A 22,496-nucleotide genomic window follows, 5' to 3' on the forward strand; every position below is an offset into this window, starting at 1 on the left:
TTTACGTGAGCAGCGGGATGATGTGATCCGTCAGCAACGGCGCCAGATCGCTGGGCAAAGGTCCGTTGAGGTCCAGCCAGCGGATCTCGGCGATCTCCGCTGAGGGGTGCGCTTCCCAGGTTCCAGGGGCTGTGAAAACGGTGGCCTCGATGGTGGTCGCCGCTTCGTTGGCAGCGACCGCAAGCCAGACGCCCAGCGGCTGGAGCAAGTGCGGTGCTACCTCGATGCCCACTTCTTCATGCAGTTCCCGCGACGCTGCTTCAGCCGCCGTTTCGCCGGGCTCCGGCTTACCGCCAGGATGCATGAACTTGTTTGTGCCACGCTTCCGGACGGTCAACAGTTGGCCATCCTGGTTGTAGACGCAGACGGCGCTCACCACGATCAGGTCTGGTCCGGTCACACTGGCCTCCCGGCATCGAGGCGGACCAGATGCGATTCCAACAGGAGATCCTTCGCCGGTCCATGGACATCCCACGTGAAGCTGAACGAATCCGGGCCCCGGTAGATGTAGTTGACGCGGTAATCGTCGGGATCGCACCAGTGCTTGTCCTGATGGCCCTGCTCAGAGAAGCTCATGACGTGGAATGGCCTGCCGTCGGGAAAGAACACGTCCATCGAATCCGCTGTGGCGCCTGGTTTGAGGGAATATTCGCGGAAAGCCGGGCCTGAATGCGAAGGCCATTGCATGGTTCCGTCTTCGCGGTAGTCCAGTCCGCCGTCGGGATTCAAGGAATAGCGCACGACGCCGGTAAAGGTACCGTTGGTGCCTGAGGCGCGGTCCAGGAGGGTTCGCTCCACACTCCAGCTGCCGGCCAGGTAGGCCTGCAAGTCCTGGGTGGGTTGCTGGTGATTCAAGTGCCCTCGATTGGAATCGAACCAACGACACCGGCTTTAGGAGAGCCGTGCTCTATCCACTGAGCTACGAGGGCCTGTATGTCCATGGCTCTGAATCCCACTGCTGGAGCTCAGGGGCCCGGACACGACTACAAGCATACAAGCTGCCGGGGCGCTGCCCGAACACCGCTAGGCTGGCGAGCATGACAGGGCCTTCCACTGCACCGGCGCAGGCCGGATCGTTCTTTCCCGACCTCCATAACATCCGGGCCAACATCGGCGGGTGGGCGCAGTTGAGCGTCGTCCAGTACTTCGTGGCCGAGGCCGCCGTGATCCAGGCGTGGGCGGGCCCCGAGCCCTACAGCCGGGCCACCGGATACATCAGCGACCTCGGAGCAGTGTCCTGCGGTGTGTACGAGGACCGGGCCGTGTGCTCGCCGTTGCACGTGCTGATGAATGCCTCGTTCGTGGTGCAGGGACTGGCCCTGGTGCTGGGTGCGTTGTTCCTGACCGCGGGGCTCCTGTGCGTCGCGGCAAAGCCGGGTGTGGCGGCCCGCCGATTCCGGTCAGTTGCGGGTGGGGCCGGAGTTGGTAGGGCTGGGGCGGGTGGCGCTGGGTCCGTTCCGGCCCGCGTGCTGACCGTGCCGTGGATCCTGGCTGTGGCCATCCGTGTCCTCACCGGAGTGGCCGGCGTCGGAACCGTCATTGTTGGCCTGGTGCCCGAAGACCTCGGCTCGCCCTGGCATTTTGCGGGTGCACTGATGTTCTTCATCGGTGGTGGTTTCGCGCTGCTGCTGTTGGGCATCCTGTGGTTCCGGCAGACACCGATGAGCTGGTTCCTTGGGGCGTGCGGCCTGATCTGTATCGGTGCGCTTATTATCGGCGGGCTCACCGGGATGGAGGTGCCCTTGCCCGGGCTCTTGGAGCGGTTCATGGGGTATCCGGTGACCATAGGGCTGGCTGCCGCCGGTTTGGTCATCGCGCAGCGGGTGCACACGGAACGGAAAGCGGCACGGTTGCGGTAACCAGGGATGCGCCGGGCGCGGACCAAGCACCGGCGGATTGTCAGGAGGGCTGTGCGCTCTTCCGTCCCAGGAAAACAGCCAGCACGCCGCACCCGAGGCTGACCAGGAACAGTACCCACGACGCGATGGTGAGGCCGGAAGCCAAAGCCACCGATCCGGCGTCGGGCGCGTCCGAAGCCAGCATCGAATCGATGGCGACGTTGGACCACAGATGGGCCACGGCGAACAGCATCGGAGCCGCCCACATGGCCCAACGCCATGACTTCCGGGCCACGTTGGTGCCGATGAGCAGGAGCCAGCTGAAGCCGAAAATCAGGGGAAACAAAGTGCCTGCGGTCTTGTGTACGTAGTTCAGCTGGCCGCGCGCGGATTCGTCCATGGCCGCGCGGAGCTGACTGACGTATTCCTGCGAGAATCCGCCGATCAATGAATCCGGCATGGCCAAGCCGCCTGAGAGCTGGGTCATCTGGTTCAACGTCAGCAGGTGCAGATACCAGAACAGGAACAAGCTGGCCACCACGCCCGCGATCACAATGAGCTTGGAGTTGCTCTGCGCCTTCTGCGGGGTGCGTTGGGTGGTGGTGTTGATCACGGGAGGCAGCGTGTGATCAGGAACCACTGCCTTTGCTCCGTGCTTCTTGATGCGCTGGGCTGGTGTCTTGGCCATGTCATTCATTATCCCGCCACATAAGCTGGAACCATGACCACCGGCAGGCACACAGCAACTGAACTCGATCCAACACTGAATGACTACCAACTGGCCAGCGCGCTGGTCCGTGAGGCAGGCCAGTTGGCGCTGCTCATGCGGATGGGAGGCCTGCAGGGCGAACGCAAGACCTCGGTGTCCGACGTCGTCACTGCAGCCGATCACGCAGCCGAGGCGTATGTTCTGGAACAGTTGCGGCGCTGCCGGCCTGAGGATGGCATCCTCGGCGAAGAAGGTGCGTCCGTGGCGGGAACGAGCGGCCGAACCTGGGTGATTGACCCCGTGGACGGCACCTATAACTTCCTGCACGGATCCACCTATTGGTGCTCGGCGATCGCCCTCAAGCGGGACGGCTCCGACCATGGAACCAACCCCGTTGCAGATCCGGACGTGCTGCTCGGCGCCATTTACCAGCCCGAACTGGACAAGCTGTGGCTCGGCGGGGAAGGACACCCCGCCACGTTGAACGGCGAACCGATCTCCGGCTCGGGTGACCGTGCCGTGGGTGAAATCAGCGCTGCCACCTATATTCATCCCACCTGGCTGGCAGATCCCCGCGCGGCAATGCCTTGGCACGCCGCTGCGGTCACCGCGGCGTCCCTGCGCATGTTCGGCTCGGGTTCGTGCGACCTCGGCCGCGTAGCCGACGGCGAACTCGGCTGTTGGTTCCAACACAGCTGCCCGGAATGGGACTGGTTGCCCGGAAAAGCGATCGTCCGCGCAGCAGGCGGGGACACCGCCGTCGTGAAGGTCAACGGACTGAACTGGTTCGTCGCTGGAGGCCCGACGGCGGTGCGCGGGTTGAGCGCCGCGCTGGCCTCGGTTCCCCAGTTTGCTTAGTCGCTGAGGCGTTTGCAGCGTCGCTTGGCGAGGGCCGACTACCCGGCGCCTTATTGTGTCGGGGCCACCGCCTAGACTGGTAGGCACCATGGATATGTTGTTTGACCCCTACGCAGACGGACCCTTCAAAGCAGGCACCAAAGCCGCAGCCAAGGCTGCCCCGGAGCTTTCCCACTCAGGGGGAGGCGCTGCCGGTGCCCGCCTCCAAGGGGGCAGCAGCGGGTCGTCGGACACTGCTGACGGGCCGGCGTCGGGAGGATGGGGCAACACCGGAGGGTCGGGACTTCCGTCTGCCGATGCACTCCTGCAGGGGCTGAACCCGCAGCAGGAAGAAGCCGTCAAGCACGCCGGCAGCCCCTTGCTGATTGTGGCCGGTGCGGGATCCGGCAAAACACGTGTCCTCAGTAACCGGATCGCCTACCTGATCGCCACCAAGCGCGCCCACCACGGGGAAATCCTGGCCATCACCTTCACCAACAAAGCGGCAGCGGAAATGCGGGAACGCATCGAAGCCTTGGTTGGCGGCAGGGCCAAGGCCATGTGGATCTCCACGTTCCACTCCTCCTGTGTCCGCATCCTGCGCAGGGAAGCCACCACGGTGGGTCTGAACTCGAACTTCTCCATCTACGACTCCGCGGACTCCCTGCGCCTGATCACCCTGGTAGCCAAGAACCTGGACCTTGATCCCAAGAAGTTCGCGCCCAAGGCCATCCAGCACAAGATCTCAGCACTCAAAAATGAGCTGATCGACGCTGATTCCTACGCGTCGTCGGCGAACTACAACGACCCTTTCGACACCGCCGTGGCGGAAGTCTTCAAGGGGTACACGCAGCGCCTCCGCCAAGCCAACGCCATGGACTTCGACGACCTCATTGCCGAGACCGTCTACATGTTCCGCGCTTTCCCTGCGCTCGCTGAGTCCTACCGGCGCCGATTCCGGCATGTCCTGGTGGATGAGTACCAGGACACCAACCATGCCCAGTACGCCCTTGTCAGGGAAATCGTGGGCGTAGGCACAGATACCAACGTCGAGCCCAGCGAGTTGACCGTGGTGGGCGACTCCGACCAGTCCATCTATGCTTTCCGCGGTGCGGATATCCGCAATATCGTGGAGTTCGAGGCCGATTATCCCAATGCCCGGACCATCAAGCTTGAGCAAAACTACCGCTCCACCCAGAACATCCTCAGCGCCGCCAACTCGGTGATCTCGCGGAACCCCAACCGCCAGGAAAAGCGCTTGTGGACCGCCGAGGGCGATGGCGAGAAGATCGTTGGCTATGTGGGCGAGAACGAACACGATGAAGCCCAGTTCATCGCGAAGGAAATCGACCGCCTGCAGGACGAGGAAAACCTGCGGCCCGGCGACGTCGCCATCTTCTACCGGACCAATGCCCAGTCACGCTCCATAGAAGACGTGTTGGTCCGGGTGGGCTTGCCGTACAAAGTGGTGGGCGGCACCCGCTTCTATGAGCGCAAGGAAATCAAGGACGCCCTTGCCTACTTGCGCGTCCTGGTGAACCCGGACGACGACGTCAACCTGCGCCGTATCCTCAACGAACCCAAGCGCGGGATCGGTGACCGGGCCGAAGGCGCCGTTGCTGCCCTGGCGGAACGCGAGCGGTCCTCCTTCATGGCGGCAGCCCGCCGCGCAGACCAGGCGCCCGGAATGGCCAGCCGTTCGGTCAACCTGGTCCTCGGTTTCGTGAAGCTGATGGATGACCTCGCCGAGGTCGCGTCAGGTTCCGGTGCCGCTGCCGCGCTGGAAGCCGTCCTGGAGCAGACCGGCTATCTTGCGGGGCTGCGGGCCAGCACTGATCCGCAGGATGAATCCCGGGTGGAGAACCTCGCCGAACTCGTGGCCGTGGTCCGCGAGTACGAACGCGACAACCCCGAAGGTTCCCTGGGGGAGTTCCTGGAGCAGGTGTCCCTGGTAGCGGACGCCGACCAGATTCCCGATGCTCCCGGCGCTGACATCGATGCCGCCGTGGCCGAGGCCAAGCGCATGGGCGTGGTCACTTTGATGACCCTGCACACCGCCAAGGGCTTGGAGTTCCCGGTGGTCTTCCTGACCGGCATGGAGCACGGGATCTTCCCGCACCAGCGCTCAGCCACGGACCCCAAGGAACTCGCTGAAGAACGCAGGCTCGCCTACGTGGGCCTCACCCGCGCCCGCAAGCGGCTCTACGTCACGCGATCCGAAGTCCGCAGCATGTGGGGCCAAAGCCAGTACAACCCTGCCAGCCAGTTCCTCGAAGAAATACCCTCCGAACTGGTGGAGTGGAAGCGCGAAGGCATGAGCCGCCAGGCGGGCGGTTGGGGCAGCGCCCCCATCGGCTCCAATCGTTATGGCGGATCGTTCTGGGGAGCGGGCACCTCACGCGGTGCTGCCGCCAGCCCCACTGCAGGGTTCGACGCCGACGTTCCTGCCGCCGTCGCACGCAACAGGGTCCAGCCGCAAAAGGAAGTCATTTCCGTGGTGGTGGGGGACAAGGTCAACCACACGAGCTTCGGCAATGGTGTGGTGTTGGGCGTCGAAGGTGCCGGCGATAAGACAGTGGCCAAGGTGAAGTTCGACGTCGGCGAGAAGCGCCTGCTGTTGCGCTACGCGCCGCTGACCAAACTGGATGCTTAAGCTTCGCAGGGTGCCGTACCCATTGTCCTGATCTCCTTCCCGGCCTAGACTGACCGGGCGTTGCACTGGGGCCACCGTCTGTTTGCTGCCCCACCTTGCAACGCCAAAAAGGTTGTATTCCTGTGGGGGAGGACGCGCGTGGGCTCTTTTGCTGGGGAACGTCGATTATTGGCTAAGGCCTCGAGGCTGCTGCTGGTTGGGGCCGTGGTGAGCGCCATGGCGCTCCAGTTCGCTCCTCCTGGGACAGCCGATGCGGAGCCGTCAGCGTCGTCCAGCGAGCCGGCAGCAACCGCCAGTCCGACGGCTACCGGCCGTGCCACTCCCAGCCCCACAGCGAGCCCGACGGCCAGTCCGACGCCGACAGCAACCGCGAGCCCCTCAGCTCCCGACGCTTCGCCGGCGACCCCGTCACCAACCGTCAGCCCTGCAGAAGCCCAGGCACCCGCCGTCGAAAAAGCCGTCATCGAGGCGACAGCCCCGTTGTCGGTCAAGATCAGCGAGGACCTCGCTTTCGTGGGCAAACCGTTTGAGGCTCAGCTCCAGGTTGTCGGCGGGACCGCTCCGTACACCGTTGTGGCGACCGATGTCCCGGCAGGTTTGGTTTTCGACTCCGCGACCCTGAGCTTCACAGGAACACCTACAGAGCTGTACAGCCCATCGCCGTCGGTCACTGTTTCAGACTCATCGGATCCCCAACAAACACTGACTGAACAGATAAACATCGAGGTCAAAAGCTACTACCCGCCGAGCGTCTACGTGTCGGATGCCGAGCTGCTGCCGGGCATGGGCACGTTCGACGACGGTGTGGTGGGGTGGCACTACGACGAGTTCCTTCAGTACTCCGGGGTAGACCGTGAGCACGCCCGGATCTCATTGGTCTCGGGGCAACTTCCCCCGGGCCTTGAGCTCCGCGAAGCATCGGTTTCCGGAGTGCCGACCACTGCGGGTACCTATGGATTTATCCTCCGTGTCCAAGACCGTTTCGGTTCCTCGGACAGGACGTCCAGCATCATCGTCCATGCCTTGGGAATGCAGACCACTGGATTCGACGTTCCGCCGGCTGTCTTGGGCGAGCCCTACTCGGCCAAGATCGCAGAGGCAACCGGGGGAGTAGCCCCCTACGTCTTCGGCTATTCCACGCGGAGGCACTTTGCCGGTGGTCTGTCGTCGAGCGATCCCGGGCCAGAGGGTTTGGAGGTGGATGCGAACGGATTCCTTACGGGGATACCCACCCGCGTTGGCAGTTTCAGTATCGCTGTGTGGGTCCGCGACTCCGATCAGCTGAAGCAGCGCATTTTCTGGACGACCGTGACGGTCCTGGCCACCCGGCCACCCGCGGAGAACCCGCCGCCGCCGGCAGTTCCAGCACCTCCGGCGGCGGTGACACCGGCAGGAGCGGTGGTCCCGGCGTCGGGCGCTGAACTTACCAGCGCTGACCTTACCGGCGTTGAACTCGCGGCGACCGGCTTGGAGTCCGGACGCCTGAACGCCACGCTGTGGGCTGCCGTGGGTCTGCTGGCTGCGGGCGCTGCCCTGACGGCGATCAACAGCCTCAGGCGCCGGCGAAGCAGCCCGGTGTGAGGCAACCGGCATAATTGGTGGCATGCGACGGACTGTTTTGGGGATTCTTGCTGCCGCGCTCTTGGTCTTGACCACAGGGTGTTCCTTCGCCACGGAGGATCCGGACTACGTCCCTCCGGCCCCGTTGGCGCCCCTGGAGCAACTGAAACAGGTTCCCGTCACCGAGCAGACCACCCTGTCCGCAGGCGAGGATGTCACCGCCTTCGTCACCAAGGACCGCACCATCGTGTGCGCCCTGACATCCGCCAGGGGTGGCCACCTGAACTTGCCCTACGAGGCCAATTCCTACTCGGACGCCGCCAACAACAAGTTCGCCGTAGTCCCTGTGGCTCATTGCGAACTGGCCAAGTATGCCAAGCCGGACCTGGCCGACATCGCCGATGACTGCGCCGGAACGGGCCTGGGCTACCTCGGCGGCACGGCCCTCCTCTCGCCGGACAAAGCCGTCTACGGCTCATGTCGTTCCGGCGTAACACAAATGGAGTCGGAGTTTGGGCCCAAAGGCAGCCGCAACGGGCCCATCTCCAAGCTGCGGGAGTTGGCCGATGGGCAGAACATCGAGCGCAACGGGCTGCGCTGCTCTGCCTACAACAGCGGTGTTGCCTGCGGAAACGTCTCCGGTGGCGTGGCATTCTTCGTGACTCCCGAGGGGTACCAACTGATTTCCGACGGCGGCAAAACAGTCACGGGGAACCTGAAACAGGCCGGCTGAGGCCGGACGGACGGGCGGCGAAAGGCCCAAAAACCGCGCCATTCTGCGGTTTTTCTACAGGAGATAGAAGTGTAAGGTTACTCACTTAACAGGTAGTGTGTAGCTGGCGGGACTCCTCATAGGGCTAAAGTTCCGAGAGGACCTTACGCAATGTGACCGGCTTCAATCCTGGTTGTTACCGCGTACTTTCCGCAGCTGGCTATCGCGGTCATCGCGGTTCCCGGCTGAACAGAAAACTACTTCGACGTAGAAGGACACTAAACCGTGGACCTGTTTGAATATCAGGCGCGCGATATGTTCGAAGCGCACGGTGTACCCGTGCTCGCCGGCATCGTGGCGCACACTCCTGAAGAAGCAAAGGCAGCTGCCGAGAAGATCGGCGGCGTAACTGTCGTCAAGGCACAGGTTAAGGTTGGTGGCCGCGGCAAGGCTGGCGGCGTCAAGGTTGCCAAGACTGCCGAAGAGGCACTTGAGCACTCCACCAACATCCTGGGCATGGACATCAAGGGCCACACCGTCAACAAGGTGATGATCGCCCAGGGTGCTGACATCGCCGAGGAATTCTACTTCTCGGTCCTCCTGGACCGCGCCAACCGCAACTACCTGGCCATGTGCTCGGTAGAGGGCGGCATGGAGATCGAGCAGCTTGCTGTCGAGCGTCCCGAGGCCCTGGCCAAGATCGCCATCGACCCCGCTGTGGGCATCGACCAGGCAAAGGCTGACGAGATCGTCGCAGCTGCAGGTTTCGCTGAAGAACTGCGCGGCAAAGTCGCCGACGTCATTCTGAAGCTGTGGGACGTCTTCAAGAAGGAAGACGCAACCCTGGTTGAGGTCAACCCGCTGGTCCGCACCGGCGCAGGCGAGATCGTCGCCCTCGACGGCAAGGTCTCCCTGGACGAGAACGCTGACTTCCGCCACGTGCACCACGCCACGCTGGAAGACAAGGACGCAGCTGACCCGCTCGAGGCCAAGGCCAAGGCCCAGGACCTCAACTACGTCAAGCTGGACGGCGAAGTAGGCATCATCGGCAACGGCGCCGGTCTCGTGATGTCCACCCTCGACGTCGTCGCTTACGCAGGTGAGAACCACGGCAACGTCAAGCCCGCCAACTTCCTGGACATCGGCGGTGGAGCTTCCGCCGAGGTCATGGCCAACGGTCTGGACGTCATCCTTGGCGATTCCCAGGTCAAGAGCGTGTTCGTGAACGTCTTCGGTGGCATCACTGCGTGTGACGCCGTGGCAAAGGGCATCGTGGGTGCACTTGCTGAGCTTGGTTCCTCCGCGAACAAGCCGCTGGTAGTCCGCCTCGACGGCAACAACGTTGAGGAAGGCCGCCGCATCCTGACCGAGGCCAACCACCCGCTGGTAACCCTGGCCGCCACCATGGACGAGGGCGCCGACAAGGCTGCCGAGCTCGCCAACGCAGCTAAGTAAAGGGACGCGACAATGTCTATCTACCTCAACAAAGACTCCAAGGTCATCGTTCAGGGCATCACCGGCGGCGAAGGCACCAAGCACACCGCCCTGATGCTCAAGGCGGGCACCAACATTGTTGGTGGCGTCAACGCCCGCAAGGCCGGCACCACGGTCCTGCACGGCGACAAGGAAATCAACGTCTTCGGCACCGTCAAGGAAGCCATCGCTGAAACCGGCGCAGACGTCTCCATCGTCTTCGTCCCGCCGGCATTCACCAAGGACGCCGTTGTTGAAGCCATCGAAGCCGGCATCGGCCTCGTTGTGGTCATCACAGAAGGCGTTCCGGTTCAGGATTCCGCCGAATTCTGGGCACTGGCCCAGTCCAAGGTTGACGCTGACGGCAAGCAGATCACCCGCATCATCGGGCCGAACTGCCCCGGCATCATCACCCCGGGCGAAGCCCTGGTGGGCATCACCCCGGCGAACATCACGGGCAAGGGCCCCATCGGCCTCGTGTCCAAGTCCGGTACCCTGACCTACCAGATGATGTATGAACTCCGCGACCTCGGCTTCTCCACCGCGATTGGTATCGGTGGCGACCCCATCATCGGCACCACGCACATCGACGCCCTGGCTGCGTTCGAAGCTGACCCCGAGACCAAGGCAATCGTCATGATCGGCGAAATCGGTGGCGACGCTGAAGAGCGGGCAGCCGACTTCATCAAGGCCAACGTCACCAAGCCGGTTGTGGGCTACGTTGCCGGCTTCACGGCTCCCGAGGGCAAGACCATGGGCCACGCAGGCGCCATCGTGTCCGGCTCCGCTGGCACCGCACAGGCCAAGAAGGAAGCTCTCGAAGCTGCCGGCGTGAAGGTCGGCAAGACGCCGTCCGAGACCGCCAAGCTGCTGCGCGAAGTTTTCGCAACGCTCTAGGTTTATCGCCGAAAGGCACCTGAAGTACGACGACGGCCCGGCGCCTTCCCCACGGAAGGTACCGGGCCGTCGTCGCGCTTTAAGCGATGGTCTTTCCACGTGCTGGACATGGCTGACGCGGGCCGAAGAGTCTGGGGGAAAACTCCGACCCGCGCCAGGTTCATGGGGCCGGCTAGGCGATGACTTTCATGGCCTGCCAGCCGGTGCCGAGGCTGATCGGCGGTACGCTGCTGAACGTTCCGCCTCCCGATCCGGGATACAGCCACAAGGTGTCTCCGATGCGGCCTACGACGTCGTTCTTGCCGTCGCCGTCAAGGTCCCGCGGCCCGGCCATCGCAGTGCGGGTTCCCCAGCCCGTGCCGATCTGCGTCCACTGCAGCCAGCCCCCGGAACCATTTCCCGGATACAGCCATAATGCGCCTGTGTCGGTCCGCCGCGCCAGTACATCTCCCTTGCCGTCGCCGTTGAAATCACCGGTGCTGAAGATGGCATTCATGACGTCCCAGCCCCAGCCGACCGTGTAGGGCGTCCGCTGTCCTCCGGTGCCGTTTCCTTCGTACAAGCGGAGCTCGCCGTTGCTTCGACGGCCGATGAAATCAGGGATGCCATCGCCGCTGAAGTCGCCGGGGGAGAAGAGCTGCGTCATGGTGCTCCAGCCCGTGCTGACCTGGGTACGTGCCCCGAAGCTGCCTGCCCCGTCGCCGGGGTAGAACCAGAGGATGTCACCCGCCCGTGCCAGGAGGTCGGGCTTGCCGTCCTTGTTGAAGTCGCCGGGGGTGACGGTGTCCGTGATGGTGGACCAGGCTGGTGCGGCCAGCGCGATCTTCCTGGGGTCCAGTCCGCCGGATCCGTTGCCGGGGTAGAGATACAGGTTTCCGGCAGTATCGGCGGCCAGTACGTCAGCGCGGCCGTCACCGTCGTAGTCATGGGCCGACGGCGGTCCCGCTGCAGGCACGGTGTAGGTCTGCGTCCCCACAGCCGAGGTGTTGCCGGCGGTATCTACGCCGATGTACTTGAGCACCAGTGTGGAGCTGCCCATGACGATCGGATTGGCGGCGTTGTACTTGATGTTGGTGGCTGACTCCGTGGCCGTGGGCGTACTGCCATTAGTGGTGTAGTAGATGGCGGCAGGCTCATTGGCGGACAGTGCGATGGTGGCTCCACTGGCCAAGGCCCGGCCGGTGGGGTTGGCCGTCACAGTGGGGGCCGCAGTGTCCGGTGGCACGGTGTAAGTCTGGGTGGCCACCTCGGAAACGTTGCCCGCGGTATCCCTGGCGAAGTACTTCAACGTCATCGGGCCGGGACCGTTGAAGGGGATCGCCGTGGTGTAGGAAAGCCCGGCCGTCAGAGGATCGGTACCGTCTGTGGTGTATCGGATATCGGCGGGCTCGTTCGCGGACAGTGTGATGGTGGTGCCCGGAGCATACTGGCCACCCACCGGGTTGGCGGTCACCACGGGCTTGATAACATCCGGGCCCGTGGAGTAGGTCTGCGTGACCACAGCGGAGGCGTTGTTCGCGCTGTCCACGGCGAAGTACTTCAGGGTCAGCGGGCCGCTCAACGTCAGTGGAGCGGTGTACTTGCTGCTGGCCGTCGTGGGAGTGCTTCCATTGGTGGTGTAGTAAATGGTGGATGTTTCATTGGCGGTCAGGGTGATGGACTGGCCCACCGCGTAGGTTCCACCCGGGGGTGCCGCGGTGACGACGGGGGCCACGGTGTCCGCGCCAAGGTAGGCCTCAAATTCGGCCAACCCGGCGTTGGTGGTGCCGGTACTGACTGAGGTGATGTTGAGCCGTACCGAGCTCACTGTCTTGGCAGGAAACTTGATGGTGAGCCCCGATCCGTTATTGGGCAGGGACGGGACCGCCACAGTGCTTCCATCCGAGAACTGCAGGTTCCCGCCGGTGATCTGATCCGTCAGGAGGGGGCGGTCGGACAGGGTGACCGCATTGATGGTCCGGGTGGGGGTGAAATTGTATTGGATCCAGCTGCCGGCCTTTTCCCCGGCGGAGACCCATTCACGCGTGGCATCCATTGGAGTGCCCCAGTGGTAACCGTCACGGACCTTTTCGGGGCTCTGCGCTGCAGCCTTCTGCGACGACGCCGTGACGGTGGTACCTGCCGATTTAGCGGCGTTGCCCACCCACTCGATGGCCGTAATGTACTGCCGTTTCAGCCACTCGTCGTAGGGAGAATCCGGACAGCCCTCGCCGGGACTGCTGCAGACGTACATGTCGAAATCAGCGAACCGCACAAAGGTGTCCACCTTGGCGGTGAGCTCAGCCCCGGTCACGTTCTGGGCGTATTCATCAATGACATAGGCGTCGTAGGCCATGGACGTGTGCGGTCCGGTGTAGCTGCGGGTGGCAAGCTGGGCAAATTTTGCGGTGGCCCAGTGGTCGCTGTGGTCGTACGGGCTGGTGAAGTTCCCGGTCCAGTCCTGGGTGCGGAAGGTGGTGGGCTGGAAGTTCGCCACGAGGCGGTTCAACGCTGACTGGAACTGGGACTTGGTGAAGGTTGCGGCGTTGTCCACCGGGCGTATGGAGGACAGCCGGCCGTCCCAGAGTTTGAGGATGCTCTGGCTGTTGTATGCTGCGCTGCCCAAGCCATTGGGGAAGCCGTCCGGAAGCCGCATGTACACCACGGAGATGTTCGGGGCGCCGTTGAGGGTCCGCAGGGTCAGCGGGCGTCCCGGGACGCCGGCATCGGAGGTAGTCCAACTGTTGGAGACCCCGGCCATCTTGGCGTAGCTGGCCTGGATCCCTGATTCGAGGCTGCGCCAGTAGGTGGCTCCCTCTCCGGCCTCGCCGGCGGTGGCGAACACCGTTTGGACGCAGCGCTTCGCCTGAATGTCGCGCATAAAGTCCGGGCTGAGGAAGAGCAGGTCATCGTCGGTGTGCGCCACGATCTGCATGGCGCCGCCGGTGCCCGCGCACGGCGGTTCAGCAGCAGCGGCGGGAGCTGCGGTGGTGAGGGCGAATCCGCCTACGACCAACGCGGGCCCCAGGAGAAGGCCCAGAAGGCGTTTGGTGAGAGAAGGGCGGCTAATCTGAAGGAGAGGACGACTGGCGTATTTTGGACGGTCCACAACCATGCTCCTTTGAGCAGATGTTGGGCCCCCCAGCCGGCAAACTTACGACGCCCCCCGGACGTCTATGAATGAAGTTGGTACTGGCTGTACTTCCGACGGAACTGAAAGCGATGCAGTGAGAGTTACTGTAGCCCAACTGCGGGAGCGTGAATAGAGTGCCGGCAAACGTCCACGAACTTCTTGAAGGGCAGCAACCGCTCCGCATCGGGAATGACGGACGCCTCGGGATGCCACTGCACGGAGGCTACCCACCGGGTGGGATCCTCCAAGGCCTCCACCGTCCCGTCTTCGGCGATGGCCGTGACCACCAGGCCCTCGCCCACCCTGTCCACCGCCTGGTGGTGCCCGGAAGCAATCTTGATGGTGGTCCCCCCGGGAGCTCCATAGAGTGCCGCCGCTTTGGATCCAGCCGTAAGGCGAACGTCATGCCAAGCCCACTCGCCGGCAGCGGGATCGTGTGGATCCAGGCCACTGTGGGTTACCGAGGTAGCGGCCATGTCCTGAATCAGCGTTCCGCCGTACAGCACGTTCAACAACTGGTGGCCGCGGCAGACACCCAGCAGCGGCAGGCCGGCGTCGATGGTTGCCCGGGCAACATCCACGTCCAAATGGTCCTGCTCCTGGTTCACGTCGTACAGCGAATCCTCGGGATCCTGGCCGTACAAGCGGGGATCAATGTCGCCGCCTCCCGGCAGCAGCACGCCGTCGAGCATCTGCATTTCGGCAGCCAGGCGGCCGGCGCTGTCTGCCGACACCGGCGTCAGCAGCACCGGCTGCGCACCGGCCTCGCGCAACAAATCCACGATGAAGGTGAAAAGTCGATTGGCTTCGCCCACCCGGGCATCGGGGGTGTCCGAACTGCTAAGACGGATCGGAACACCGATACGCGGACGGGCAACTTCTGAACTCTTCATGTTTCATGATGCACTGGACAGCCGCCCGGGGCGCAAACGCCCGCGTCACGGTCCGTCGATACTACGCTGAAACCATGAATCGCACCGGAGCCCTGAACCCGAGCCCGCGGACACTCGACATAGAAAGCGTGGTCCAGTTCCGCCATCTGGTAACCGCAGGAGCCGGGACCATGAATGGCTGGCACGCGCAGTCGCTGGACCTGCGTGGCCACGCACGGGAGCTCAAGTCCATGGATGCCCAAGGCGCGATCTTTCTGGGGTGCACCTTCGACGACGGCGTGGAAGAGAGCCTGCGTCGCCGTGGCGCGCTGATCTTTCCCAAGCTTCACGGCGTACCGTTCGATCCCTACCGGAACAGCCTCTACACGGCAGGGGAGCTCTACCAGAACATCTCCGCCACTGAGTACGAGTCAACCCTCGACGCCCTGGTCTACCAGTGGAGTATCCTCCCCGGGCAGCGGGGAAGCCTGGACGCCACCCTGGCCGCGGCCCTGCACGACCACGCAATCGGCGATGCCCTGGACGAACTCCTGGACCACGGGGCACTTTCCGGGACCCAAGTGGTGGGTGTCATGGGTGGACACGCCGCCCAGCGCGGCAGCAGCGACTTCGCCGACGCCGCCCGGTTGGGCCGGCTGCTCGCCCAATCAGGATTTGCCGTCGCCACCGGCGGGGGACCCGGGGCCATGGAGGCGGCCAACCTGGGTGCCTACTTGAGTGGAACGTCCGACGCCGATGCTGAGGCCGCGCTGGAAAGCCTCGCCGGAGTGCCGGGGTTCAGACCCTCGGTGACGGCTTGGGCACGGCAAGCAGCCGCCGTCGTCGAACGTCATCCGGAAGGCACACCGACCCTGGGGATTCCCACCTGGTTCTACGGCCACGAGCCTCCCAACCTGTTCGCCACACATGTTGCCAAGTACTTCGCCAATGCCGTCAGGGAAGCCATCCTGCTGGAGCTGTGCACCGGCGGGATCGTCTTCCTTCCGGGCGCCGCTGGAACGGTGCAGGAGATCTTCCAGGACGCCTGCGAGAACTACTACGGAGCGCCCGAAACCATCAGCCCCATGGTGCTGGTGGGACGTGAACACTGGGAACGGACACTCCCGGCCTGGCCCATGCTGCAGAGCCTGGCCGCGGGAAGACCCATGGAGGAGAAGATCTTCCTGGTGGACACCGTGGAAGAAGCGCTCGCAGTGGTGGCCGGCCAGGCGTAAGGCGCGGCTAGAAGTCCTTGCTGCAGGGACCCGAGCCGAGTTGGGCCAGGCCGGTCCTGTCGCCGGCAGCGTACTGGCGGACCCAGGACGCCTGGTCGAACATCAGTTGCCGGGGATCGTCCACGTGGTCAAGGCCCAGCAGGTGTCCCAGCTCATGCATGATCACCGCTACGCCGATCTCCTTGCCCTCGGAGGTGTCCACGATGCCGGCGAACTGCGGGGCGTCCAGGGACACCGTACCGGTGACATAGGCCTTGTAGCCGTCGCTCAGGCCAATCGAGGAGCTCCCTCCCAGGCCCACGGTTTGGCCGGTCAGGCGCGGCACCTGCTCCGGAGTGCTCCACGCAATCAGGACGGGCGCCCATCGGTCACCATATCTGGCGGGCTGGTATCCCTGCCTGTTGGTGGAGGGGACCTCGGAACTGGGGCCGTCGTAGACGAACTTCAATCCGGTGGCCACGCTGGCTTGGCGAATGGCCTCGTCCACCAGTGGTTGCCAGGACGGATCCCCGAGATCGGCGTTCACCACGTAGTGGATGGGCCTGCACGGGGAGTAGGCCAGGGGAGTGCCGTCCTCCTTGATGGCAAGGAACTTGTACGAGGTACTGGTCCGGTTCACCGGTGCCGGAGTTCCCAGTGGCGCATCGGCTTCTTCCAGGCCGGGCACAGGCTCTTGGCGCTGCCCGAACGGGACCAACCCGGGCCGGGGTGCCTGGCTTTGCGAGGCGGAGGAGCCGTACAGGAACCGCTGCAGGTCGCCGCTGAAATACGCCCCCGCGCACACCAGGCCGAGGATGCCCAGGAAGAACAGGATTGCGGCGATGCTGCTGTGCTTGACCGGCGGTGCCGGTGGCAGCGCGGCCCCGGGTCGGTAGGGGCCATTCGGAGGATCATGCGGGCGAAGGGGATCGGGGTCCTGCCACTGGGGCGACCCGTTAGGTTCCATGGAACCCCCTGACGTGGAGGCCGCGACGGGAGGTGGGGCGCCGCCGTCGACCGTAGCCGCCAGCATAAGTCCGGACAGGCCGGGAGTCCATGGCCCCCCGAACCGGCTGTTAGATGTCCTTGCGGCAGGGGGCCGAGGCAAGGAGGTGCAGTCCGGTCAGGTCGCCGGCCGCAAGGCCGTCAGGGGCGCCGATTTCCGGGTACATGAGTTGGACCGGGTCATCAACATGGTCCAGGCCCATGACGTGCCCCAACTCGTGCTTCATGACGGCGAGGACGTAGTCGGCGCCTTCGGGATCAGCAAGGAGTTCAGCGACCTGCGGGGTGTCCAGCTCCAGGCTGCCCGTGATGTAGCTTTTGGGTCCATTGTTCAGCGAGTACATGGTGCTGCCGCCCGTACCAATGACTTTGTCCGCCAACGCCGGTGCTGCCTCCGGAGTGGTCCACGAAATCAGCAGGGGCGCCCATCGGTCGCCGTACTTGGCCGGTTGGTATGGCTCCCGTCGGTCTACCGGCAACTCGTCGGTGGTCCCGTCGTTGACGAACTGGATTCCTGAAGCTGCGGAGACGTTCGCGATCGCTGCCTCCAGCAGTGCATCGGAACCTTCCGGCGCGGACCCTTCGTTCACCACGTAGTGCAGCGGGCGGCATGGCGAGTACCCCACCGGAGTGCCGTCGTCGTTGGTAGCCAGGAACTTATACGACTCGTTGGTAGTCTCCGGCACCTTCGGCGAGGCCAGCGGGGCGTCCGCCTCCTCAAATCCGGGCGGCGGGGCGTCTGCTGCACGTGCTGGCGCCGTCTGCTTCTGCCCGGGTGTCCCGTCGTGCGCGGCACCAGGGACGCTCACACCCGGGAAAAGGGCGGTGATCCGCGGGTCTCCATGCAGGAATCCGCTGACCAACACTGCCACCACAGCGGCAATTCCGGCCATGAGCACGCCACGGAGAATGTGCCAGGCCGTGCCGGTCCGCCGGTGCTTTGGCGCACGCGTTTCCCGCTCCGAGTCCACGGTTCTCCATTCCTCACGCCCTGGTCACGCGGGGCAGCGCGGAGGACGAACCAACATTACGGGCTGCGGGGGGAACCGTCCAAACTAGACGATGGTTGCCCCGAACACCAGGCCCAGCCCGTACGTGGCGGCAGCCGCTGCCAGGCCGATCGCGAGTTGGCGCAGCCCGCGGCTCAGCGGCGAGGTCCCGGACAGCAAGCCCACGACGGCGCCGGTCGCCAAGAGCGCGATGCCCACCAGCACACCGGCCACCATCAAGGCGGCAAAGCCCGTCATGCCGAAGATGAAGGGCAGGATGGGAACGATGGCACCGGACGCGAAGAAGCAGAAGCTGGACATCGCTGCGCCCCATGCCGAACCGACGGATTCGTGCTCGTCGGTGGGAGGTTTCTCGGGCTGCAAGGAGAGGCTGGGATCGCAGTCGCAGCTGAACAGGCCCATGCGCTCTGCGGCGCGATGCTCAGCGGCCTCGCGCGTCATGCCGCGGGCAAGGTAGACCAGTACCAATTCGTTGTGTTCGATGTCCAACGACGGTGCTGCCGTGAGGGTGGCTTGGGTGGGCAGCGTCGCGTTGAGCAGTTCCCGCTGGGAGCGGACCGAGACGTACTCGCCGGCGCCCATGGACAGTGCGCCCGCCAAAAGACCTGCCACACCGCTCATCAGCACCACCGGACTGGGTACGCCGGTGGCGGCCATGCCCATGACCAGCGAAAGGTTGCTCACCAGGCCGTCGTTGGCGCCGAAGACCGCGGCACGGAAGGTCCCGGAGAGCCGGTTCCGACCACGGGTAGCCAGGCCCCTGACCACCTCTTCGTGGATCTGTTCGTCAGCCACCATGGCGGGTGTTGCCGCGGGTTCGGAGCCGTAGGGGGAGCGGCCTTCTGCGCGTTGGGCCAGGGCCAGTACAAAGACCGACCCGAAGTTGCGGGCCAGGAATCCCAGGAACTGGCTGCGGGCTGACGCGGCCTTGGGCATTCCGGCGTGCTCACCCAGGAGCTTGAGCCAGTGGGCCTCGTGCCGGCCTTCGGCCTCGGCCAGGGCCAGCAGGATTTGGCGTTCTTCGCCGTCGCGCCTCTGGGCGAGTTCGCGGTAGACCGCGGCCTCGGCGCGCTCGTCGGCGAGGTACTGACGCCACCGGCGGATGTCGGCGTGCGAGGGCGCCGCGGGTTGCGTTCCGACGTTCTCGATGGCTGCCGATTCCGGGGTGGGGTCCGGAGCTGGGCTCGACGAACCGGGGGATTCCTGGTGCTGTTGCACTTTCTCTCCTGTGCTGGGTGGGGTAGTTGCGGCCCCATTGCACGCCCCACTGTACCGCTTATCTGCGCGGTTTTTTGGCTGGTATTCCTCACTTGGAATGTTCGGCGCACCGTAATTTCCGGCCGTCCTTGACCCCCGACTTAGCCGGTGCTCAGATGGAAGGACAGGGGCGGGGGCCCACCCCGCGCACGTTCAACAGGGCTTGAGCGGCCCACGAGACGGAGGTTGCACCATGAACACCACCGAATCACACGCCAACTACCCGGAACGGACCACCATTGAGTCAGATCCGGCCTATGACTACGCCGAGGACCAGGAAGTGGACGAGGCCTGGGTGGAAGAAGTGGACGCCCCCGAGGACGACGAACGTGTGGTCCCCATCGACGAGACCGAGGAATTCCGCGAAGCAGACGAGGAAATCTAGGCGGGCTCCTCGTGGCTGAGTGTGTAGTGAAGCTGCACGCCGGCGCGTTTGCCGGCCGCCGCAACAGTCACGGTTAGGGTTCTCGACGCATCACACCAAAGGGTCGGCCGGACCGCTCGGGCCAACGCCTGCGCGATCAGGTGCGGTTGGGGATGTCCGAACCGCATGGTTCCGGCCTTGGCAGTGATGGTCACCGTGCCCAGGAAGAGGTCGACGGCGGGAATCACCGCGACTGTGTGGGTGGCTGTTGTTGCCGGGGTACTGGTAGCCGGGGTGGTATCGCCTTGGTACGGCAAGGGACTGCTCCTTGGGGGAGTGCTCTTGCCCGCTCGGTTGTCTCTGGTCCGGGACGGGCCGCTTCCTCATCCGAACCACCCGTGAACATGGGGTTGGTGTGTGGCCAGTCGGAGCTTGGCACCACATCTCTTGAAGCTGGGACCACCTTACCGCACGGCTGTCCAGCAAGTTGGGGCGCCCTCTTCCCGGGGACAAAACAACGGCGGCGCCACCCCGGAAAGGGGAGGCGCCGCCGTCGAATTTTGCTCTGTTGCTTGCAGCGCTACTTGTGGCTGCTGACCGGGTGGGCCTCAGGCGGGAGTTCCTCAGAGACGGCACCGGCAACGCGCTTGTCCCAGGCCTCGCGGACTGCGGGATCAGTGGGCGGGGTGAGCAGTGAAATCACTACGTAGGCGATGAACGAAGCGGCGAGACCGTAGTAGATCGGTTCGTTGGCGTAGACGCCGTCCGCGCTCGGAATGACACCCAGGGCGAAGAGGATCAGCAGGGTCAGCGTCAGCACCGATCCAACTGCCATGGACCATGCAGCAGCGATGCCCGTGCCGCGCTTCCACACCAAACCGCCCAGAATTGCGACCAGGAGGCCACCCACCAGGATGTCGTAGGCGATGGTGAGGGCAATCACCACGTCCTGAGCCGCCATGGAAATCAGTACTGCCACGATGCCGAGTCCAAGAACCCAGTAGCGGTTGGCTTTGACGTCGTGCTCGGGGTTTTCGCTGTCATCGGTGTTGATGTTCTTGCCGAACCAGCTGGCCACGAACGGGACAACGTCCGCACGTGCCACCGTGGCTGCGGCGATCAGGGCGCCGGAAGCGGTGGACATCATGGCCGCAACAGCCGCGGCCATGACCAGGCCGCCGATGCCGACAGGCAGGATGTGGGTTGCCACCTCGGCGTAAACAACGTCCTTGCCGAGGTTGGTGACATCGATGTCCGGCAGTGCCACCCGGGCGGCCAAGCCGATCAGGGCGCCGGCGATGCCGTAGAGGATGCAGTAGACGCCGGCCGTGGCGCCGCCCCAACGGGCAACGGCGGGGGTCTTGGCAGTGAAGACGCGCTGCCAGATGTCCTGACCGATCAGGAGGCCCAGTGTGTAGACCACGAAGTACGTGATGATGGTCTGGGCGCCGATGCCATCGATCTGGAAGAAGGTGTCATCGAGGCGCTCACGGATGCCGTCCATGCCGCCGGCAGCGTTCAGGACGAACGGGAGCATCAGGAAGAAGATACCGACGGTCTTGATGATGAACTGAACCTGGTCGGCCAGCGTGATGGACCACATGCCGCCAATGGTGGAGTAAACCAGGACGATCGCGCCGCCAACGGCGATGGCAAGCCAGCGTTCCCAGTCGAAGAGCACCACGAAGATGGTGGCGTAGGCGCCGGTGGAAGTAGCGCAGAGCATGAGCGTGTACGCCAGCATGACGATGCCGGAGGTCTGCGTGGCCCTGCTGCCGTAGCGAAGGCTCAGCATCTGGGAGACCGTGTAGATCTTCAGGCGCTGGATGGTACCGGCGAACAGGAGGCTGAGCAGCAGAACGCCTGCGCCGATGGCCACTACCAGCCACATGCCGGAGATGCCGAACTTGTAGCCGAGGCCGACGCCGCCCACGGTGGAAGCGCCACCGAGGACCACAGCGGCCATGGTGCCGGTGTAAAGGAACGGTCCCAGGCGGCGGCCAGCCACCAGGAAGTCGCTGTTGTTCTTGGTGCGGGACTTGCCCCACCAGCCGAATGCCAGCATGGCGAGCAGGTACACCACCACGATTGCGATGTTTATAGCCGAAGATTCCATGAGCGGTCCTTGGAGCTGATGCACGGAGGTTGGGGTTTTCGACGATACTCCTGCGAAGCGTCGAAGTCTCTGTGCTGATGGTTGGAGATTGGGGAAGGGTGTTGTGTGCCTCACAGACAACACTTGTTGCCTATGAGGATATGTTGTGATCGGAGTAACAGTCAAGATGCTTTAGTCACGGTTCCGCCGGTTCTGGTCCTGTTGGCTCGTCTCCCGGCTACTATTGCTCCAATGACAGGGCCAGATGACAGGCCTGAAAGGTTCGTGAATGAAGGCTCTCCCCGTTGAACCGAGCAATGTTCCCGTTGCCATCGGTTCCAGAATCCGCGCAGCCCGGCAGGCGCAGCGCCTCACCATTGAGCAGGTGGCTGATGCCACCGGGCTGACCAAGGGCTTCCTCAGCCGCGTGGAGCGTGACCTGACGTCGCCGTCGGTCGCTTCACTGGTCACCCTGTGCCAGGTGTTGTCGGTCTCTGTGGGTGACTTGTTCGCCGCCCCGGAGACGCACCTGACCAAGCGCGACGACGGCCCCCGCATCTCCCTGGGTGGCCAAGGCATCGTGGAGCGGTTGCTGACGGCCCGCTCCGAACGCAGGCTCCAGATTTTGCAGGCCACCATTGAGCCGCGGGGCCGCGGGGAGAACGAGCTCTACGCCGTGGACTGCGACGTCGATGTCCTGCACGTGATCAAGGGCAGGATCAAGCTCATTCTGACCAACGAGGCATACGACCTCGAGGAAGGGGACACGCTCTCCTTCCCCGGCCGCGAACCGCACACGTGGATCAACCCCACGGACGAGACCGTCGAGGTGCTCTGGGTGTTGGTGCCGGCGGCGAGCCGCTAGTTTTTCTCCCCGCGCCGCTGATG

At 64.2% G+C, this 22,496-nt stretch carries 20 protein-coding genes, 1 tRNA gene and 1 riboswitch; of the genes, 10 read left to right on the forward strand and 11 right to left on the reverse strand.

Translation table 11 applies throughout. The annotated features are described in order from the left end of the window. Position 1: 1 nt before the first annotated feature. The 3 genes from ABQM86_RS05765 to ABQM86_RS05775 all read right to left on the reverse strand — a co-directional run bounded on the left by ABQM86_RS05765 (position 2) and on the right by ABQM86_RS05775 (position 929). The gene (locus ABQM86_RS05765) at positions 2-400 is read right to left on the reverse strand and encodes an NUDIX domain-containing protein (protein ID WP_207596596.1); all 399 of its coding nucleotides are present in this window, start codon (positions 398-400) and stop codon (positions 2-4) included. Next, positions 397-855, reverse strand: a complete 459-nt coding sequence (locus ABQM86_RS05770; protein WP_369746132.1) for a DUF6314 family protein — start codon at positions 853-855, stop codon at positions 397-399. Before ABQM86_RS05770 ends, ABQM86_RS05765 begins: the two co-directional genes overlap by 4 nt. Before the next feature lies 1 nt (position 856). Next, positions 857-929 (reverse strand) — tRNA-Arg (locus ABQM86_RS05775). A gap of 108 nt (positions 930-1,037) precedes the next feature. Here ABQM86_RS05775 and ABQM86_RS05780 point away from each other — a divergent pair. Then, complete coding sequence (locus ABQM86_RS05780; RefSeq protein WP_369746133.1) at positions 1,038-1,859, forward strand: DUF998 domain-containing protein; 822 nt, start codon at positions 1,038-1,040, stop codon at positions 1,857-1,859. A gap of 40 nt (positions 1,860-1,899) precedes the next feature. Here the strand turns inward: ABQM86_RS05780 and ABQM86_RS05785 are convergent, their stop codons facing one another. Then, entirely contained in the window at positions 1,900-2,526 is a 627-nt protein-coding gene (locus ABQM86_RS05785) for a hypothetical protein (protein WP_207596599.1), read from the reverse strand. A gap of 33 nt (positions 2,527-2,559) precedes the next feature. On the opposite strand from ABQM86_RS05785, the gene ABQM86_RS05790 reads away from it, so the two are divergent. The 6 genes from ABQM86_RS05790 (at position 2,560) to sucD (ending at position 10,679) form a co-directional block, all read left to right on the forward strand. Next, positions 2,560-3,405, forward strand: a complete 846-nt coding sequence (locus ABQM86_RS05790; RefSeq protein WP_369746134.1) for an inositol monophosphatase — start codon at positions 2,560-2,562, stop codon at positions 3,403-3,405. Between the two features lie 88 nt (positions 3,406-3,493). Next, entirely contained in the window at positions 3,494-6,037 is a 2,544-nt protein-coding gene (gene pcrA / locus ABQM86_RS05795; RefSeq protein ID WP_369746135.1) for a DNA helicase PcrA, read from the forward strand. A 138-nt stretch (positions 6,038-6,175) separates the two neighbouring features. Next, positions 6,176-7,618 carry a putative Ig domain-containing protein gene (locus tag ABQM86_RS05800; protein ID WP_369746137.1) on the forward strand — a complete coding sequence of 481 codons (1,443 nt, stop codon included), beginning with the start codon at positions 6,176-6,178 and terminating at the stop codon, positions 7,616-7,618. A 22-nt stretch (positions 7,619-7,640) separates the two neighbouring features. Next, positions 7,641-8,330, forward strand: a complete 690-nt coding sequence (locus tag ABQM86_RS05805) for a hypothetical protein (protein WP_207596604.1) — start codon at positions 7,641-7,643, stop codon at positions 8,328-8,330. Positions 8,331-8,594: 264 nt separating this feature from the next. Next, the gene (gene sucC / locus ABQM86_RS05810) at positions 8,595-9,764 is read left to right on the forward strand and encodes an ADP-forming succinate--CoA ligase subunit beta (RefSeq protein ID WP_089593935.1); all 1,170 of its coding nucleotides are present in this window, start codon (positions 8,595-8,597) and stop codon (positions 9,762-9,764) included. Between the two features lie 12 nt (positions 9,765-9,776). Further along, positions 9,777-10,679: a succinate--CoA ligase subunit alpha gene (gene sucD, locus ABQM86_RS05815; protein WP_090820359.1), complete on the forward strand. Its 903-nt coding sequence runs from the start codon at positions 9,777-9,779 to the stop codon at positions 10,677-10,679. Between the two features lie 172 nt (positions 10,680-10,851). Here the strand turns inward: sucD and ABQM86_RS05820 are convergent, their stop codons facing one another. Continuing rightward, a complete protein-coding gene (locus ABQM86_RS05820) occupies positions 10,852-13,773 on the reverse strand; it encodes a chitobiase/beta-hexosaminidase C-terminal domain-containing protein (protein ID WP_280627124.1) in 2,922 nt (973 codons plus the stop codon). Positions 13,774-13,892: 119 nt separating this feature from the next. Continuing rightward, entirely contained in the window at positions 13,893-14,684 is a 792-nt protein-coding gene (locus ABQM86_RS05825) for a gamma-glutamyl-gamma-aminobutyrate hydrolase family protein (protein WP_369746138.1), read from the reverse strand. Between the two features lie 74 nt (positions 14,685-14,758). Here ABQM86_RS05825 and ABQM86_RS05830 point away from each other — a divergent pair, with 74 nt between their 5' ends. Next, on the forward strand, positions 14,759-15,898 hold the full coding sequence (locus tag ABQM86_RS05830; RefSeq protein ID WP_369746139.1) for an LOG family protein: 1,140 nt from the start codon (positions 14,759-14,761) through the stop codon (positions 15,896-15,898). A 7-nt stretch (positions 15,899-15,905) separates the two neighbouring features. Here ABQM86_RS05830 and ABQM86_RS05835 read toward each other — a convergent pair whose 3' ends face one another. From ABQM86_RS05835 to ABQM86_RS05845, 3 genes are all read right to left on the reverse strand, one after another. After that, positions 15,906-16,844 (reverse strand): matrixin family metalloprotease, encoded by a 939-nt coding sequence (locus tag ABQM86_RS05835; RefSeq protein ID WP_369746140.1) that lies wholly within the window; start codon positions 16,842-16,844, stop codon positions 15,906-15,908. Positions 16,845-16,953: 109 nt separating this feature from the next. Then, positions 16,954-17,853, reverse strand: a complete 900-nt coding sequence (locus ABQM86_RS05840; RefSeq protein WP_369746141.1) for a matrixin family metalloprotease — start codon at positions 17,851-17,853, stop codon at positions 16,954-16,956. A gap of 84 nt (positions 17,854-17,937) precedes the next feature. Beyond that, positions 17,938-19,110, reverse strand: a complete 1,173-nt coding sequence (locus tag ABQM86_RS05845; protein ID WP_369746142.1) for a VIT1/CCC1 transporter family protein — start codon at positions 19,108-19,110, stop codon at positions 17,938-17,940. Positions 19,111-19,342: 232 nt separating this feature from the next. On the opposite strand from ABQM86_RS05845, the gene ABQM86_RS05850 reads away from it, so the two are divergent. Then, complete coding sequence (locus ABQM86_RS05850) at positions 19,343-19,534, forward strand: hypothetical protein (protein ID WP_207596610.1); 192 nt, start codon at positions 19,343-19,345, stop codon at positions 19,532-19,534. On the opposite strand, the gene ABQM86_RS05855 is transcribed toward ABQM86_RS05850, so the two are convergent. Then, entirely contained in the window at positions 19,531-19,830 is a 300-nt protein-coding gene (locus tag ABQM86_RS05855; protein ID WP_207596611.1) for a hypothetical protein, read from the reverse strand. The genes ABQM86_RS05850 and ABQM86_RS05855 overlap by 4 nt on opposite strands. 16 nt (positions 19,831-19,846) lie before the next feature. After that, positions 19,847-19,966: riboswitch (SAM riboswitch) on the reverse strand. Between the two features lie 127 nt (positions 19,967-20,093). Further along, positions 20,094-21,629 carry a sodium:solute symporter gene (locus tag ABQM86_RS05860; RefSeq protein WP_280627140.1) on the reverse strand — a complete coding sequence of 512 codons (1,536 nt, stop codon included), beginning with the start codon at positions 21,627-21,629 and terminating at the stop codon, positions 20,094-20,096. Between the two features lie 268 nt (positions 21,630-21,897). Here ABQM86_RS05860 and ABQM86_RS05865 point away from each other — a divergent pair, with 268 nt between their 5' ends. Then, a complete protein-coding gene (locus tag ABQM86_RS05865; RefSeq protein ID WP_207596613.1) occupies positions 21,898-22,473 on the forward strand; it encodes a helix-turn-helix domain-containing protein in 576 nt (191 codons plus the stop codon). Positions 22,474-22,496 lie beyond the last annotated feature (23 nt).

The organism is Paenarthrobacter sp. AMU7 (genome assembly GCF_041200195.1).
Classification (GTDB): Bacteria; Actinomycetota; Actinomycetes; order Actinomycetales; family Micrococcaceae; genus Arthrobacter.